Raw genomic sequence first — 17,316 nt, 5'->3', positions numbered from 1 at the left:
ACCGGGGATTGGAAATCAGCGCTGCTCGAGAAGGCCAAAGATAGGGCCCGTGAACGGGACATCGTCGTATTGGGCATGACCGGCGTGCTCGCTGAAGTTAATCTGGCGTTTGCCGGACTTCAGCAGGCGTTGCGTCCACTCATGAAGCTGGCAAAGGCGTTGCCGCCCCGCCAGCAGTCTGCCTTGCTGAATGCGTTCGGGCTGGGCGAGGAAGCTGCTGAACCACCCGATGTCTGGCTGGTCGCGCTTGCAACGCTGACGCTGCTCACTGAAAGCGCAACTCACAAACCGATCCTCCTGGTCGTTGACGATGCGCAATGGCTGGATGAAGCGACGCGTGACGTGCTGTCGTTTGTCTCCCGGCGTCTGAGTGCGGATTCGATCGTTCTGCTGCTCGCTCTACGAGAGGGTTTTTCCCTTCCATTTGGCCTGCTCGACATCCGGGCCCCTGACCTCTCCGGGAAGCTGCGCGACCGCTTTCTCAAGGAAGCCGCCGGCAATCCATTGGCGTTGGTAGAGTTGCCGCACAACTTGCGAACTGAGGACGACGGGGAAGCTCCATGGCTTCCCTTGACGGAGCGACTTGAACGCACCTTCTCCAGCCGCTTGTCCGGTCTTCCGGGCGCCACTCAGATGCTGTTGAACGTTGCCGCTGAAAACGACGGAACGTCTCTCCACGAAATCCTGCGCGCCGGCGAAGTGCTGCTGGCCCAGAATATCGGAGTCGACGCCCTTGCGCCCGCCGCCTCCGCCCAGCTGATCGATCTCGATGCAATGCAGGTTCGGTTTCGACACCCGCTCGTGCGATCCGCGATCCATCGAACCGCCGACGTTGCAACGCGCCAAAGGGTTCATTCCGCGCTTGCGGCGGTCATCGAGGATCAAGACCGCCGGCTTTGGCATCGTGCTGCGGCGACCGTGGGGCCCGACGACGACCTGGCCGCCGAACTCGATCTCATGGCGAGCCGTGCGCAGAGCCGGGGCGCCAACACCATGGCCATGGAGGTTCTGCAGATCGCGGCAAAGCTGAGCAGCACGGCGAAGGCCAGGAGAGAACGATTCTTGCAGGCCGCCGAAATTGCAACCGACCTTGGTCGACCGGGGTTGCTGGAGCATCTGTTGCGGGAAGCCGAGGTGGAGCCGTCATATAGGCTGGGCGGCGCCCGGGTCGGCTGGTGCCGCGAGATGAGTCAACCTCTTATGGTCAATGATCTCGGCAGGATTTCCGCCCTCGTAAATCTTGCCGACCAGGCGCGCGCGGCTGGCGCGAAGGACTTGGCGAGCAATCTTCTCTGGCGAGCGGCGCAACGCTGCTGGTGGAGCAACGCGGGTAGCGAGCTTCGCGCGAGCGTCCTCACCGCCGCAAGATCACTCGAGTTATCGGAGCTCGACCCGCGCGGCATCGCCATATCCGCCTATTCCGACCCGCTTCGACGAAGCAGCGAGGTATACGCGGGGCTGAAGCTGCTTTCGCAAAAGGGCGGCCACGATCCTCATGTTGCGCGAATCCTGGGAAGCACTGCAAACGTCATCGGCGCGTTTGATCTTGGTGTAAGTTTCCTGGCTGAGTCTACCGCGGGGCTGCGCAAACAGGGGCGAATCGGCAATTTGGCGCGAGCGTTGTTCGCTCAGGCATGGGCTGAAATGGAAGTCGGCGATTGGATCGGGGCGAGGCGAGAAGCTGAGGAAGCCGCCCGTTTTGCCGAGGAGACCGGATCTGCAGTATGGACGGCAGCGGCCACGATCGTGAAAGCGCAGCTTGCGGGCATGCAGGGCAGGCTTGAGCAGGCCGAGACATGCGCGACGGAAGCGGAGCGCCTGGTCTTGTCGACTGGCGCCAGTTTCCTGCTTGCGATGCTGCAGTTGGGGCGCGGCATAACGGCCATCGGTGCCGGTCGGCATTTGGAGGCCTTCGAGCATCTGCAGCGGCTGTTTGCGCCGGCCGATCCGGCTTTCAACTCTGGCCTGCAATTCTTCGCGCTGGCCGACTTTGTCGAAGCGGCCGTCTATTCCGATCATTCGCAGGATGCACGCAAGCTGATCGATGAGGTCGAGCGCGTATCCGATCCGGATCCGGTGCCGTGGGTCGCAACGATGTTATGCATGGCATGGCTTCGATCGCCTGTCTGAGCCGATACCATTTTGCCCGCGCCTTCAAGCAGGCCGTCGGACATTCTCCTCATCTCTCGATCCAGTCGCTGGCACCGATCTCGGAGCCGACGGCTGATTTGATCTCGTCGAAGTCGCTGAATATCCGCATGGGCTCAGAGCCTCATCTCCGGAACATTGTCGGGTATGGCGAGCTCGGCCTCCGTCAGCGCCAGGACCTCGCCGACGCTGACGCCGGGCGCGGTCTCCAGCAGCGTCGCCTTGCCCTCGGGAAAGCCGATCACGGCCAGGTCGGTGACGACCAGATTGACAGGACGCGCCGAGGTCAGCGGCAGCGAGCATTTGGCCACGATCTTCGACTTGCCCTTGGCCGCGTGCTGCATGGCGACGATGACCCGTTTGGCGCCGCTGACGAGATCCATCGCGCCACCCATGCCCGGCACCATCTTGCCGGGAATCATCCAGTTGGCGAGATGACCTTGCGCGTCGACCTGGAGGCCGCCGAGCACGGTGACGTCGACATGACCGCCGCGGATCAGGCCGAACGACATCGCTGTCGAAAGTCGAGGCGCCCGGCAGCGCGCTGATCGGGCGGCCACCGGCATCGGTGAGCGTCGGATGCGCCATGCCCTGCTCGGGAATCGGGCCGGTGCCGATCAGGCCGTTCTCCGACTGGAAGAAGACCTTGAGCTCGGATGGGACGTAGTTGGCCACCAGCGTCGGAATGCCGATGCCAAGGTTGACGAGGTTGCCGCTCTTCAATTCCTGGGCAACGCGCCGGGCGATGACGATCTGCGGATCCATGGCTCACCCGTTGGTAATGAGATAGTCGACGAGCGGCGCGGGCGTGACGACATGATCCGGCGCGATCACGCCGACCGGCACGATATGCTCCGCCGTCACAATGACGGTGTCCGCCGCCATTGCCATGACCGGATTGAAATTGCGCGAAGTGAGGGCGTAGGCGAGGTTGCCGAGGTAGTCGGCGAGGAAGGCATGGACGAGGGCGAACTGGGCGCGCAGCGCCGTTTCCAGCAGGAATGGCCGGCCGTCGACTTCGATCTGACGCTTGCCTGCGGCGACGAGCGTCCCGACCCCCGTCGGCGTCAGGACGCCGCCGAGACCGCACCCGCCGGCGCGGATGCGCTCGACGAAGGTGCCTTGCGGCACCAGGTCGACGGCGATCTGGTTCGCCAGCATCTGCTGCTGGGCTTTCGGATTGAGGCCGATATGGGTTGCCGTCAGCTTCGAGACCAGCGTCTTGTCGAACAGCTTGCCGACGCCCTTGCCCGGTGTCGCTGCGTCGTTCGAAATCAGCCTCAGGTCTGTCTTGTTCTGGCGCACGACTTCATCGAGCAGCCGCTCCGGAGTGCCGACGCCCATGAAGCCGCCAACCATCACGCTGGCGCCCGCCGGGATCATCGCAACGGCTTCTTCGACGGAAACGGCCTTCATGATTGAACTCCCGGTCGCCCCACGTTGGCACAAGGGCGGTGCACGGATGATGGGACCCGGCGACGATCCTCCTTTGATCTGCGTCAAGGCTTCCGATCATTCCGTTCCGGGCCGCCACCAATCTCAGTCAGTTCACGATCGCGTTGAGATGAGGCTCACGCGGGATGCGCGGAGCCGAGATCGAGAACCAGCCGCACCGTCTTCGGATCATCACTTCGCGCAATTCTGAAGTCGGACTTTTTCGAACACCCGGCGCGTCGACGCGTTGCCGGACAGAACCTCGGACGTGAGCTCCCAAGCCTGCCAGAGAGTGATGCTCGCGACTGTCCCGCCAAACCAGGCATGAATTTTGTTCAAGGTTATCTGCGCCAATCTACGATTTCGTGTGCTCGGGTCCGTCTCTCTGGGGCGTCGCGAGCGGCTCGTCCCCTCTGCTAGCCGCCGTAGCCATGGCCCATTCTCTGCAGGGGCGCGATCGGCGCCTTTGACACCATTCCCCACGGAGCTTCGCTTCATGGCCTCAGCTCAACGCGTGACCGGCTAGCCCGTACACCCACGGCTCGTTTTCCTTCCGGTTCAGAAATCGCTTTCCTTTCGACATGGTCGAGACGGTGTCGTTTATCCCGAGGCGGCTCTGCTGAAGGAAGTCCGCAAACGGACCCGTCTGCTCCCGCGTATCGACGCGGACGAATTGCCCCGCGAGATCTTTGAGATGCACGGCCGTGAGATGGATCGCGTCACAATCATTGCTGGCGACGATCGGGCCGATCACATGACCGCGCCCGAATTCGCGCTTCATGGAAAAACCGACGGCCTCCCCGCCGCGGCGCAAGACGGAGATTGCGGCACCTTCAGAAAGCAATGCGAGCAGCTTCTGCCGGTTAGCTCCGAACGCGCGTTCATCCAGTGCCGCGATCTCTCCGATGTTCGCAGTGGACAGCGAGCTCAATTCACCGGTCAGAGCCGGCAACGGCGGAGGTGGTGAGACGGCCTCTCCTTGCCACTGATACACGGTGGCTTCCTTCGTAAACCCCAGCGACAGATACAGATGATAGGCGGCATGGGTTGAGTTGAGGGTCAAATTCCGATCGCCACAACGCTCGAAAACCTGCTCCATGAGCCAGCGGCCAGTACCTTGTGCCTGGGTTCGGGGTGATGTGATCACCAGGCCAATCGTCGCGAATTCGTGGCCATAGGGGAACCACATCGCGCTGCCGAAGACGCGCCCTATGCCATCCACGGCCACGATGCCGTGGCCGGCGCGGCGCAGGAAATCCCAATCCTTCGGGCGGTGCGGCCAGCCGACACCGATCGAAAGCGCGTGGAGCAGCTTCACATCGACGTCGTTGATGTCCTTGGCCACCAGTTCAAAGGACTTCACGCGTACCGTTCGTCCCATTCAGCTCATCCGTTTCTTTGCGGCCCCCAAACCTTGGGGGCCTCGCCGGCCTTCTGCTTCGTGCCGCACAAGCCCTGTTTTGCAGCAGCATAACGCGGAAGGCCAGCAGGTTTCGCCTGTTTGGCAGGCGGTATTCGGAATGTTCAACCGCAAGCGCAACTCGATTCAGCAGGGAAAGCTCCTGATTGCGGCCTATCGATATCCTGCAACAGCACGCAGGGTGAGCCCCAGTGAATATCGCCGCCTTTCCAGCCCTCAGTGGCCGGCCGGGCCGGTCTCAATGTCCAGCATCCCAGGTGAGGACCTGAGAGGACCCCGTCGATGGCGTTCCTTTTCAATTCCGATGCTGCTCGGGGGGCAATTTTCCGGCAGGCCTTTGCGCGCGAACTCCCTGATCTCGAATTCCATCATTCCGGTGAATGCGTCGATCCGGAAAAGGTACGCTACCTGCTGACCTGGAACGTACCCAATGATGTCGCGCGGTTTCGAAATCTGGAAGTGCTCTTTTCCATCGGTGCGGGGGTCGATCAATTCAAGCCTGAGACGATACCCGAGCGCGTGAAGCTCGTGCGCATGGTCGAGGACGGCATCATACGCATGATGCAGGAATACGTGGTGCTTGGGGTGCTGACTCTCCATCGGGAGATGCTGGCCTACCGGGAGCAGCAGGGAAGGGGCCTATGGCAAGCCCTTGCAAGTGTTCAGTCGACCGATCGGCGCGTGGGCTTCCTCGGGCTTGGGATGCTGGCGCAAGCTGCGATCGATCGCCTGAAACCGTTTCGATTTCCGCTTGCCGCCTGGAGCCGCAGCAAAAGAACGGTCGAGGGTATCACCTGCTTTCACGGCGACGATCAGCTTGGCAGCTTTCTGAAAGGAACGGACATCCTCGTCTGTCTTCTGCCCCTGACAAAGGAAACGAGCGGCATCCTGAATGCGAGGCTTTTCTCGCTCTTGCCGACGGGAGCAAGGCTGCTGCACGTCGGCCGTGGCCCGCAGCTTGACCAGAGCGCACTCATCGAGTCGCTGGACAGCGGCCATCTTGCAGCGGCCATGCTCGACGTCACCGATCCCGAGCCACTGCCGGAGAGTCATCCACTCTGGTCCCATCCGAAGGTGATCATCACGCCGCATATCGCGTCCGTGACGCAACCGCATACGGCGGCACAATCGGTCATAGAGAACATCCGGCGCCACCGCGCTGGACAAAACCCGATCGGCCTCGTCGATCGAACACGCGGCTACTAACAGGAAGAACACCATGTCGCTTCTGGTCACCATCGACACCAATCCGGATTTCGCACCGAAGCACGCCTTGCCTGCTCCGGAACGGCTCATTTCTGGCAATCCATCCTTCAAGACCTGGGCGCAGGATGCCTCGAAGGGCGAGAAGGTGCTGACCGGCGTCTGGGAGGCAACGCCCGGCGAGACCCACTCCATCAAGGGTACCACTTTCGAGTTCTGCCACATCCTCTCGGGCCTGATCGAAATCGAGGAAAAGGGTGGCGAGACCAGGAGGTACCGCGCCGGCGACAGCTTCGTGATGAAACCTGGCTTCGTCGGGGTCTGGCGCACGATCGAAACCGTGCGGAAGATCTACGTCTGCCATTATGACTGAGACGATGCTGAGGGCCGCTATTGAGCGGCGCTCAGAATATTCGACTTGCGAGGCCGCGTCTGACCAGCTTCAACGCGGCCAGTTACTTCATTCTCAATGAAAAATGCGGCGTGCGGTCCTGTATTGCTCGCATGAGACGGCTTCGCCTCGCCAATCGCACATCCAGGCCGTGATGGCAGGGCTGGCCCGAAGAAGGAGCAAGCCCATGATTGCATTCGGATCTGCATCTGAAACAAGGAAAGGGGGCGGCTGAACCGCCCCCTTTTTCCTTTGCAGCGCAGATCTCTATCGAAGCTTTCCAAGAACTGAAGTGCCGCGAGAGATCCTGAAAAGAACTGCGCTCACGCGCTTTTGCGCAGGGGCTCCAGGCCGACTGCCGCAGCAAGCCAGTCGATGCCAGCGACCTCGGTATATTCATAGAAGGGATTGGCGGGCTCGTGGCCGCGGTTCACCCACACCTTGCTCTTGATGCCCAAATCGTAAGCCGTCATCAGGTCGTAGCGGAAGGAGGAGGAAACGTGCGTAATGTCGTCCGGCCCGCAGCCCAGCCTGTCCAGCATATATTCGAAGCCCTTCATGTGCGGCTTGTAGGCGCCGGTTTCCTCTGCCGTGATGACCATGTGGAAGGGAGCGCCGAGCTTTTCGACGTTCGACATGATGAGGTTCTTCATCGAGTTTGACAGGATGACGAGCGGGATTTCCTTTGCAACCCGAGCCAAGCCTGCCGGAACGTCGGGATGCGGGCCCCATGTCGGCACCTCGTCATAGATGCGCTCGGCATGCTCCGGCCGGAATGCGATGCCGTTGCGCTTGCAGGCGCGCTCCAGTGCATTGTGCACGACTTCGAGATAGGGCTTCCACGCGCCGAGAACCTCGTCCAGGCGATAGGCCGAAAAATCCTTGATGAGCTTTTCTATGGCCGTCGACGAGAGCTCGGAGCCATAGACTCTCCTTGCCGCGCCGGCCATGTCGAAGTTGGTCAGCGTCCCGTAGCAGTCGAAGGTGATGTATTTGGGTCTGAACGTCGCCATAGCTCCAATCCTTGCGATCTCACGCACCGCTTGCCGGTACGACAAGCATCATAGCGAGCAGCAGACAAGACAAAGCGCCGATGTCGCGGCGGCCGGGAGCAGATTGTGTCGTATGGGATCGGAGCTGTGGTAGAGAGTTGCGGGAAGAAGGTTCTCCGCGCTGATCCACGCTGCCGTGCGCCGCTCAATCCCGGCATAAGATGTCGAGTCGGTCGTCAATCAAAGTCAAAATGCCTTCCGTCCATGTCCGGCCCGGGAGCAACTGCTGTCTTCGGCACTCTAGGTTGAGCCTGAAGACATCGCGGTGGCCGCACAGACGTTGCGGTTGATCTGGAGGACGACATGTTGAGCAACTCGCTGATTGAACTCGATCGTGCGCATCTGATTCACCCGGTCTCATCCTATCGCAGCCACGAGACCACGGGCGTCCGCGTGCTGAAATCAGCGAAAGGCGCGACGCTGACCGATGTCTCGGGGCGTCAGTTGCTCGATGGCTTCGCGGGTTTGTGGTGTGTCAATGCCGGCTACGGACAGGACAGCATCATTGAAGCGGCTTCGAGGCAGCTCCGCGAACTGCCTTATGCGACGGGCTATTTCGGGTTGGGCTCGGACCCGGCCATCCGGTTGGCCGCAAGGCTGGCTGAATTGGCGCCTGGCGATCTGAACCATGTCTATTTCACCTTGGGTGGCTCCGATGCCGTCGATAGTACGATCCGGTTCATCCGTTACTATTATCATGCCAAGGGTACGCCACAGAAGGATCAGTTCATTTCCGTCGAATCCGGCTATCATGGATCGTCGACGGCAGGGGCTGGCCTGACGGCGCTGCCTGCCTTTCATGCGGGCTTCGGAGTGCCTTATAGCTGGCAACACAAGATTCCATCGCACTATGCCTATCGAAATCCTGTCGGGACTCATCCCCAAGCCATCATTGCCGCCTCGGTCGCGGCCTTGCGGGAGAAGATCGCCGAGCTCGGCGCCGATCGCGTTGCCGCCTTCTATGTCGAGCCGATACAGGGGTCCGGAGGCGTGCTCGTTCCGCCGCCGTCCTGGCTGAAGGCCATGCATGCTGTCTGCAAGGAGCAAGACATTCTGTTCGTTGCCGATGAGGTCATCACCGGCTTTGGCCGTGTCGGTCCGCTCTTCGCCTGTGAAGAGGACGATGTCGTGCCGGATCTCATGACCACGGCAAAGGGACTGACCTCGGGCTATGTGCCGATGGGGGCCGTTCTGATGTCGGACCGCGTCTACAACACCATTGCCGATGGTGCCGGCAAGGCGGCCGTGGGTCACGGCTACACCTATTCCGCCCATCCCGTCAGCGCAGCCGTGGGACTCGCGTGCCTTGACCTCTACGAAAACGGCTTGCTCGAGAACGGCCGCAAGGCCGGGCAACGTCTGCTGGAAGGTCTTCGCGCGCTGGCCAATCATCCCCTCGTCGGCGATATCAGGGGTCGCGGCATGCTGGCGGCAATCGAACTCGTCACCGATAAGCAGCGCAAGACGCCTCTGCCGGCGGAAGCCGACGCGGCGCGCCGCATTTTCGACCGCGCATGGGACAACGGCCTCGTCATCCGCGCTTTTGCCCAGGGCGTGCTGGGCTATGCGCCACCGCTCTGCTGCACGGATGGCGACATCGATGCCATTATTGAGCGGACGAGAACTACGCTCGACCAGACGCTCGAGGACAAGGACGTCCGCGCAGCGATGAAAGGATAAGCCACGGCGCCTGTCCCCTAGCCGTTGAAGATGCTTTCGAGCGGCAGATGGGATTTCACGATCGGGGACTTCAGCACGACGAAGCTGAAATATTTGTCGATACCGATATCCATCTCGACCAGGCGCTCCATGATCGCCTGGTATTCGCTGATCCCTGCCGTGATGAATTTCACGAGATAGTCGTACCCGCCCGAGACGAGATGGCATTCGACAACGGAATCGACCTTTTCGATCGTTGTGAGGAAGCGCGCGAAATCGATCTGCCGGTGATTCTTGAGGGTGATTTCGGCGAACACAGTCAGAGTTTGTCCGAGCTTCGCAACGTCGATCTGGGCGGAATAGCCGGTAATGAAGCCCTCCGACTGGAGCCTCTTGACTCGCATCAGGCACGGGCTCGGGGATAGGTTAATCAGCTCTGCGAGCTCGACGTTGGAAATCCGCCCGTTCTTCTGCAGTTCGCATAAAATCCGGATGTCGATCTTATCGAGCTTCATAGCAATGCCACGAGATGGGGTGAGACAACGGCGTCAAGGCTCCGAGGCTTCAGCGTCACGCGCACTGTCATAACATCAACCAGCATCTTTTCCCAACCGGGGCGGAAACTGGATTCTAGAAGTCGCTGACCTTGCCCCAGGCGCTCATTTTCAGCCGCTCCGGCCTGTAGGGGTGAGGGTCGACGATTGGCGCGCTGCCCGTAATGATGTCTGCGATCATATGCCCCGCGCCTGGGCCGATTCCAAAGCCGTGGCCGCTGAACCCCGCTGCCAGGATGAAACCCGGAATCGACTGAACTTCGCCGATTGCGGGGATGCCGTCGGGCGTGCTGTCGATGTAACCGCCCCAGACATTCGAGATTTCGACGCGCTGAAGTTCCGGCACGAGCTTGCAAGCTCGTCGATGCGTTGCCCTAATCTGCCTCATGTCAGGGCGAGGATCGAGCGTTCGGTTCAGCTCCATGGGGGTCACCTCGTCGAGCCGCCATTTCGCCAGGGATTCATGGCCTTGCCGCAGGCCCTCGAAAGCCCCAGGGCTGAGACTTCGCCACCGGCGGGCGAACATCGGCAGGAATTCGCGGCCGAATCTGAATTGCTGCGGCGTGGGGTCAACTCGCGCGCGCCCGCTGATAGCGAGCGTGTATCCGCCATTGCCACGCCGGGTCAGCGAGACGAGCCCGGTGTAAAGGGCATCAGGCAGGCCGGCAGCGCCAGGAGCCAAAGCGAGAATGGACTGGCGCACGGACGCCTGTGGGAAACGAATTCCCAGCTGGTTGCAGAACGAAGATGCCCACGCGCCTCCTGCCATGACCGCCGTCTTCGTCCGGATCGTGCCGGCCTCGGTCACGACCCCGCTGACCCGGCCGCCACTGAGCTCCAAGCCGCGCGCCGCGCATTGCTGGTGCACCGTGCCACCCGCCGCCATGATCGCACGCGCGGCGATGGGCACGGCCTTTGAAGTATCCGCCGTCCCGTCGGTGGGAGAGAAGACGCCACCTTTCCACCTGCGGCCCGTGACCTTGCCTCGCTCGCTGGCTTCTTCCGCACTCAACATGTGCGTCGTAACGCCTACAGTCCTGGCGAAGTCACGCCACTTGGCCCAGCCCTCAAGCTCGCTTTCGTCGTTCGACAAATACAACAGGCCGCAGCGGCGGAAGCCGGTATCTTCACCGGTCTCATGGGCAACTTTCTCCCAGAGATCGAGGCTCTTGGTTGCAATCGGCAACTCGCGCGCGTCTCGGTTCTGTTGGCGGCACCATCCCCAGTTGCGGCTGGATTGCTCGGCGGCGACGCGGCCCTTTTCCAGCAAGGCGACCTTGACGCCTCGACGCGCCAGGTAATAGCTCGCGAACACGCCGACCACCCCGCCGCCGATGACGACGACGTCTGCCTCTCGAGGCAGGGAAGGGCTGGATTCGATGTGCATGAGTGGCGGGTTCATGGGGGCGGGGACTCCGATGCTTGGCGTATCGTATCCGAGCAGCTGCGGCAGGCGCGCTCCGGACTTTCGTGGTTGGACGGAATTTCCTGCGGTTTACGGCTTGCGGTGCAGGCAGTTATTGCAAAGATATTTGGATTGCACGCCATCTCATGGGCGTGAAGATTGACGGGTGGTCTCTGCAATGAGGTCTGTGTTTTCGTGACTTGCAGGCAAGCCTCAGCCGAACATGTGCGCCGGCAGCCGCAGACCGAAATGCCAAATCGGGCTTCGTTTTTAGAATTTCATGCTGCCTGTCTGGCGCGTTTCGGCGACTCCGGGATGGTTGAAGCGGTCAGAGTTATGAACACCGGATCAATGTCGATCAACGGGCAGAATTCAAAAAGTGACGCGCGATGGGCCTTGTCTGGGAGGAGACCTTTGCCGAAGCGATAGGCGCCAATGGCAGCCTCTCGGACCTCCGCTCATCGTTCGAGCGATCCATTCGACCGCTCGCCCGCGCTCAGCGACGCCTTGCCTGTAGGGCAGCCAGCTCTCAATCATGCCGTATTCACCGCGCGGAGAATGGCAGAATGAGCGACGAGGTGTTGACCTGTCCGAGCGTGGCGGCGGCAAAAGTGGCCGAAGAGCCGATCCGCAACGTCACGGGACGCGCTTGAAAGGGGAGAAGGTTCAGATGACCTCTGCCCCGCAGTCTTTAGCCTCGGAAGATGTGGCGCTCGCGGTCCGCGACCTGACCGTGAGCTTGCCGGCAGGCATGGAGCGGGCGCACGCCGTCGAGAACGTTTCCTTTGAACTGAAGCGCGGCCAGATCCTCTGCATCATAGGCGAATCCGGATCAGGCAAGTCGGTCACGGCCAACGCGATCATGGGCCTCTTGCCCAAGTCGATCCGCGTGTCCTCCGGAGCAATCCGTCTGCAAGGCATGGACCTCGTAGGACTCTCGCCGGAGAGTCTGCGCGACCTCCGTGGCCGTGTTGTCTCCATGATCTTCCAAGACCCGCTATCCGCTCTCAACCCGCTGATGACAGTGGGCGCGCAGATCGAGGAAGTGATGGCGGCGCACCGCATGGGAACGCCGAAATCCCGCCGTAGCCGCGCCATAGAACTGTTGACCGAGGTGGGCCTGCCGGATCCGCCGCTCATGTATCATCAGTATCCGTTCCGGCTCTCGGGCGGGCAGCGACAGCGGGTGATGATCGCCATGGCTCTGGCTCTGGAGCCTGCGATCCTGATCGCCGACGAGCCGACCACCGCACTCGACGTGACGACCCAGGCACAGATTCTGCAACTGATCCGCGACATTCAACGCCGCAAGGAAATGAGCGTGATGTTCATTACCCATGACTTCGGAGTCGTGGCGGAGATTGCCGATTCCGTTGTGGTGATGGAGAAGGGTCATTGCGTGGAGCAGGGGAGCGCCGAGCAGGTGTTGAAGTCCCCGAGCCATCTCTATACGCGCCGCCTGATCGCGGCCGTGCCGCATCTGACGGGCAAGGACCGCGTCCCGGCGGAAGCTGCGGCCGCGGCCTCCATTCTGAAGGTCGAATGTCTGGTCAAGACCTACCGCAGCGGCAGTGCGCTGTTCGGTAGGCGCCGGATCGTACCAGCGGTCAATGGCGTGTCGTTCGACCTTTCGCCGGGGCGCACCTTGGGCGTTGTTGGAGAAAGCGGCTCCGGCAAATCCTCGCTCGGTCGATTGTTGATCAAGCTCCTCGACAGCGACAGCGGCTCTATCCTGTTCGAGGGACGGGACGTTGCCCGGCTCTCCGAAGCCGAGTTTCGGCCGGTTCGGCCAAAGATCCAGATGATTTTCCAGGATCCATTTGCCTCGCTCAATCCGCGATCAACGGTCGGCCAAATTCTGACGGTCGGCCCGATCGCGCACGGAGTGCCTCACAAGGCGGCATGTGAGCAGGCGCGAGAGCTGTTGGCCCATGTCGGCCTGGATGCGGGAACCTTCGATCGTTATCCCCACGAGTTCTCGGGCGGCCAACGTCAGCGCATCGGAATCGCTCGGGCGCTGATGTTCAAGCCGAAGCTGCTGATCGCTGACGAAGCGGTCTCCGCGCTCGACGTATCGATCCAGGCGCAGATCTTGAAGCTTCTGGACCAGATTCAGCGGGAGACCGGCGTATCGATGATCTTCATCACGCACGATCTGCGCGTGGCCAGCCAGATCTGCGATGAAATCGCGGTCATGCATCGAGGGCAGATCGTCGAGCACGGACCGCCATCGCAGATCTTCCTGAATCCGAAATCCGCCTACACGCGAGAACTCGTCGCTGCCATCCCCGGCGAGCAGCAAAGCAGCGCCCGCGCCGTTGGAAGCCAATCGACACTGGCCGGACATAGCCACAAATGAGGAGGGGTCATGACTGAAGCAAAGACTGCATCGATCTATTCGCGGCGTAGCGCACTCCAGCTGATGATCGCCGGCGCGGCCGGCCTTGCCGGATCAAATCTGCTGGACAAACCTGCGCTCGCGCGCACTTCTCCAGCAAAGCCAACCGGCCGCGTGATCGTCGGCCTTGGTCAAGAGCCGACCGTCTTGAATCCGCTGATGGTGCACATTGAGGTCGATGATGGTGTGCATTTCTCGGTTTTCGATGCGCTGTTCCGCATCGATCCTCAAGGCGTCATTCAACCCAATCTAGCCCTGGAAGTGCCGGACCAAAAGAACGGCGGCATTACGGAGGACGGTCTCAAATGGCGCATTCGTTTGCGTGACGATGTCCGCTGGCACGACGGCAAGCCTTTCACCGCCGAGGACGTGAAGTTCACTCTCGAACTCATCATGAATCCCAACTTCCGCAGTTGGCGCACGGCCGGCCATGCTCTCGTGCGCGACATCACGGTGATCTCGCCCACGGAGATCTCGTGGCGGATGGAAGAGGCCTTTGCGCCATATTTGTCGTTCCTGACCGAAACCTTCATCGTGCCCAAGCACGTTCTCGAGAAAGAGGCCAATCCGAACAGCGCCGCCTTCAACCAGGCGCCGATCGGCACCGGGCCGTTCAAGTGGGGACAGCGGGTCGCCGGCGATCATCTCGAACTCGTGGCGAACCTCGATTACTTCGGCGAAGGCCCTCATATCGAGAGGCTGGTCTTCAAATACATCCCTGACCTCACCGTCCTCTACACCCAGTTCAAGAGCGGCGACATTGACCTCGTGGGTCAACCCTACATCACGCCTGATCACTATGCGGAAGCCAAGACGCTGCCGAACCGGGTGGTGACCCTGGTTCCAAGGACCTCGTTCGAGTCCTTTTACCTGAACCTCGAGCGCCCGCAGTTCAAGGAGCTGGCGGTTCGCGAGGCGCTGTACGCGGCGATCGACAAGGAGGCGATCATCCAGGGGCTCTATTACGGCGTGCCGAGCCCGACGGAGACCTTCATGCCCCGGCAGTCCTTCTTCTTCAACGCCAATCTGCCGCTTCACCAATTTGACGTGAATCGCGCGGGCAAGATCCTCGATCAGGCCGGCTGGGCAAAGGGCGGGGACGGCATTCGCACCAAGAATGGCGTTCGTCTGTCCTTTACCAATTCGACCACGTCCGGCGATCCCCTCCGCGAGCAGGTACAGCAGTTCCTGCAGCAGACGTTTGCGCAACTGGGCGTCGAGATGAAGATATCGAACCTGCCTGCCGCCGTGATGTGGGGCGAGTTCTGGATGCAATCGCAGTTCGATTCCGTAATCGTCGGGAGCTCGTATCTGATCGGCGCCGACCCGGACGTCACCAATCGCCTGCACTCCCGCTCGATCGCAGCCAAGGGCGGCCGCGGCTCGAACAATGCACAATACGCCAATCCGGAGGTTGATGCTTTGCTCGACAAGGGCGCACGCACCTTCGATCCGGAAGCGCGGCGCGCGATCTACTTCCGGGTACAGGAACTCGTGCGTCGCGACCTGCCTTTCCTGCCGCTGTATCAAAGCAACGCGGTCGAAGGTCTCAAGAAGGGGATCAACGGTTTCGTGCCGAACGGCAATACGCGCACGGAATCCTGGAATGCGCTGGCCTGGTATTGGGCGAGCTGACGTGCTGCCGGCCGAGGCCCTGTGGCGAGGTCGGCGCTGGAGTGATGCTGCAACGTCAACATCAACATGGTGACTCGAATGTCCGGGTTCCTGCTCAATCGTCTCTCGCAGAGCATCGTGCTGCTGGTGATCGTCTCGATCATCGGCTTCACGGTTCTCAACCTCATGCCGGGTGGTCCTCTCGCGCAGTTCGGGCTCGATCCGGGCATGACCCAGAAGGATGTGGAACGACTCGCAACGCAGCTCGGGTTGAACCGGCCGCTATGGATTCAGTATCTGGATTGGGCCTGGCGGCTGCTCCAGGGCGATTGGGGACACTCATTCCGCGATGGCTCTTCCGTGCTTGCGGTGATCGGTCGCCATCTGCTGGCGACGCTGCTGCTGATGGGCACGTCCACAGCCTTGGCGATCGCGGTCGGCACCTGGATCGGCATCCGCGGGGCAACTCATCGCTATTCCCTGTTCGACTATTGCGCGACGATCGGCGCCATGGTCGCGCTGTCGGTTCCGACTTTCTGGTTCGGCCTGATCGGCATCTACATCTTCACCCTGAAGCTCGGCTGGGTGCCCGCAGGCAACATGTACACGATCGGCGACGGCTCGGTGCTGGACTATCTGCATCACCTGATCCTGCCGAGCCTGGTGCTGTCGCTCGTTCATGTCGCTATCTGGAGTCGTTACATGCGCACGGCGACGCTCGATGCGCTCAGTCAGGATTTCGTCAAGACGGCCCGCGCCAAGGGCGTGAGCGAACGCCGCATCCTGCTGAAGCATGTCGTCGGCAATGCGCTGTTGCCGATGATCACGCTGGCAGGGATGCAATTGCCCAGCATTCTGACCGGCGCATTGGTCACAGAGACCGTGTTTACCTGGCCGGGAATGGGCCGGCTGTTTCTCGATAGCCTCGGCTATAGCGACTATCCGGTCGTGATGGGGCTGTTGATCTTCTCGGCCATCCTGGTCGTGTTGGGCAATCTGATCGCAGACATCGTCATCGCCACCGTCGACCCGCGCATTCGCCTGGGCTGAGTCCGCGGACGGCCGGTAACAGGAGGCAGCAGATATGACCGCCATCGTCGTCCATGCAGCTCCCGTTCGCTGGTGGCGCAGCCGTGCAGTAAACCGCTTCATGCGTCATCATCTGGCGCTTGTTGGGATCGCAATGATCACCCTGCTCGTGCTCGCGTGCGCCATTGGGCCCCATGCTCTGCCCTACGACTCGCTGCACATAGATTTGCGTGCCCGCTTTGCTCCGCCTCTCACCGGTCAGCACTACTTCGGAACGGATCCGTTGGGGCGTGATCTGGCTGTGCGACTGCTAATGGCTGGGCGGGTTTCGCTGCTGGTGGGATTCTCGGCGATGCTATTGTCAACGCTGATCGGAACGCTCGTCGGCGTGACGGCCGGCTATCGCGGCGGCTGGGTCGGGGCAGCGCTGATGCGCATGGTGGACGGCTTCCTCTCTTATCCCTCGATCTTTCTCGTGCTGGCGCTGGCGGCAACGCTGCGGCCGAGCCCGGTGATGATTACCGTGATCATTGCCGTCACCAGCTGGATGGAGACTGCGCGTATCGTGGAAGCCGAGGTCCGCTCACTGCGTGAGCGCGAGTTTGTCCAAGCTGCGCGTATGGTGGGCTTACGCAGAGGCCACATCATGTTTCGCGAGGTCCTGCCCAATGCGGTGGGCCCGATCATCGTCGCCGCAAGCCTGGCGGTCGCCCGCGCGATCCTTCTTGAAGCCTATATCAGCTTCCTCGGCTACGGCATCCAGCCGCCGCTGCCCAGCTGGGGCAACATGCTCAACGGGGCACAGCAATATCTGGCGAGCGCTCCATGGCTCGCCATCATTCCCGGTGCCGCAATCACGATAGCGGTGACGAGTTTCAACTTCATCGGCGACGGCCTGCGCGACGCGCTCGACGTCCGAAACGACCATATCTGATCATTCGACCTGAATGCGATCCGAGCGCAAGGCCAGGCCACCCGTAACACGTGAGAGCAAACCCCATGCACGCGC

Annotated in this window: 13 protein-coding genes and 1 pseudogene; 8 read left to right on the top strand and 6 right to left on the bottom strand. The window is 61.4% G+C overall.

The window, feature by feature from the left end; all coding sequences use genetic code 11:
- The first annotated feature begins 21 nt into the window (after positions 1-21).
- A complete protein-coding gene (locus P6U28_RS24295; RefSeq protein WP_407123111.1) occupies positions 22-2,130 on the top strand; it encodes a LuxR family transcriptional regulator in 2,109 nt (702 codons plus the stop codon).
- A 134-nt stretch (positions 2,131-2,264) separates the two neighbouring features.
- Here P6U28_RS24295 and P6U28_RS24290 read toward each other — a convergent pair.
- The 3 genes and pseudogenes from P6U28_RS24290 to P6U28_RS24280 all read right to left on the bottom strand — a co-directional run bounded on the left by P6U28_RS24290 (position 2,265) and on the right by P6U28_RS24280 (position 4,963).
- Positions 2,265-2,913, bottom strand: a pseudogene (locus P6U28_RS24290) (3-oxoacid CoA-transferase subunit B).
- A gap of 3 nt (positions 2,914-2,916) precedes the next feature.
- A complete protein-coding gene (locus P6U28_RS24285; protein ID WP_407120094.1) occupies positions 2,917-3,564 on the bottom strand; it encodes a CoA transferase subunit A in 648 nt (215 codons plus the stop codon).
- A gap of 520 nt (positions 3,565-4,084) precedes the next feature.
- On the bottom strand, positions 4,085-4,963 hold the full coding sequence (locus P6U28_RS24280) for a GNAT family N-acetyltransferase (RefSeq protein WP_407120093.1): 879 nt from the start codon (positions 4,961-4,963) through the stop codon (positions 4,085-4,087).
- A 321-nt stretch (positions 4,964-5,284) separates the two neighbouring features.
- Here P6U28_RS24280 and P6U28_RS24275 point away from each other — a divergent pair, with 321 nt between their 5' ends.
- Complete coding sequence (locus P6U28_RS24275; protein WP_407120092.1) at positions 5,285-6,208, top strand: 2-hydroxyacid dehydrogenase; 924 nt, start codon at positions 5,285-5,287, stop codon at positions 6,206-6,208.
- A gap of 13 nt (positions 6,209-6,221) precedes the next feature.
- Positions 6,222-6,578: a cupin domain-containing protein gene (locus P6U28_RS24270; RefSeq protein WP_122401745.1), complete on the top strand. Its 357-nt coding sequence runs from the start codon at positions 6,222-6,224 to the stop codon at positions 6,576-6,578.
- A 341-nt stretch (positions 6,579-6,919) separates the two neighbouring features.
- On the opposite strand, the gene P6U28_RS24265 is transcribed toward P6U28_RS24270, so the two are convergent.
- Positions 6,920-7,609, bottom strand: a complete 690-nt coding sequence (locus tag P6U28_RS24265) for a haloacid dehalogenase type II (RefSeq protein ID WP_407120091.1) — start codon at positions 7,607-7,609, stop codon at positions 6,920-6,922.
- A gap of 342 nt (positions 7,610-7,951) precedes the next feature.
- Between P6U28_RS24265 and P6U28_RS24260 the strand changes: the two genes are divergently transcribed.
- Complete coding sequence (locus P6U28_RS24260; protein WP_129144668.1) at positions 7,952-9,328, top strand: aspartate aminotransferase family protein; 1,377 nt, start codon at positions 7,952-7,954, stop codon at positions 9,326-9,328.
- Positions 9,329-9,345: 17 nt separating this feature from the next.
- Here the strand turns inward: P6U28_RS24260 and P6U28_RS24255 are convergent, their stop codons facing one another.
- Positions 9,346-9,822 carry an Lrp/AsnC family transcriptional regulator gene (locus P6U28_RS24255; protein WP_122401748.1) on the bottom strand — a complete coding sequence of 159 codons (477 nt, stop codon included), beginning with the start codon at positions 9,820-9,822 and terminating at the stop codon, positions 9,346-9,348.
- Between the two features lie 115 nt (positions 9,823-9,937).
- Positions 9,938-11,263: an FAD-binding oxidoreductase gene (locus P6U28_RS24250; RefSeq protein ID WP_122401749.1), complete on the bottom strand. Its 1,326-nt coding sequence runs from the start codon at positions 11,261-11,263 to the stop codon at positions 9,938-9,940.
- 673 nt (positions 11,264-11,936) lie between these two features.
- On the opposite strand from P6U28_RS24250, the gene P6U28_RS24245 reads away from it, so the two are divergent.
- From P6U28_RS24245 to P6U28_RS24230, 4 genes are all read left to right on the top strand, one after another.
- Positions 11,937-13,625: an ABC transporter ATP-binding protein gene (locus tag P6U28_RS24245; protein ID WP_407120090.1), complete on the top strand. Its 1,689-nt coding sequence runs from the start codon at positions 11,937-11,939 to the stop codon at positions 13,623-13,625.
- Between the two features lie 9 nt (positions 13,626-13,634).
- Positions 13,635-15,299, top strand: a complete 1,665-nt coding sequence (locus P6U28_RS24240) for a peptide ABC transporter substrate-binding protein (RefSeq protein ID WP_407120089.1) — start codon at positions 13,635-13,637, stop codon at positions 15,297-15,299.
- 78 nt (positions 15,300-15,377) lie between these two features.
- On the top strand, positions 15,378-16,328 hold the full coding sequence (locus P6U28_RS24235; protein ID WP_122401752.1) for an ABC transporter permease: 951 nt from the start codon (positions 15,378-15,380) through the stop codon (positions 16,326-16,328).
- Positions 16,329-16,362: 34 nt separating this feature from the next.
- Entirely contained in the window at positions 16,363-17,241 is an 879-nt protein-coding gene (locus tag P6U28_RS24230; RefSeq protein WP_122401753.1) for an ABC transporter permease, read from the top strand.
- The last annotated feature ends 75 nt before the right edge of the window (positions 17,242-17,316 follow it).

The organism is Bradyrhizobium sp. STM 3561, from assembly GCF_045571455.1.
GTDB classification, from domain to species: domain Bacteria; phylum Pseudomonadota; class Alphaproteobacteria; order Rhizobiales; family Xanthobacteraceae; genus Bradyrhizobium; species Bradyrhizobium vignae.
Note: the sequence above shows the minus strand (reverse complement) of the source record. Positions and strands in the feature narration are given on the sequence as shown.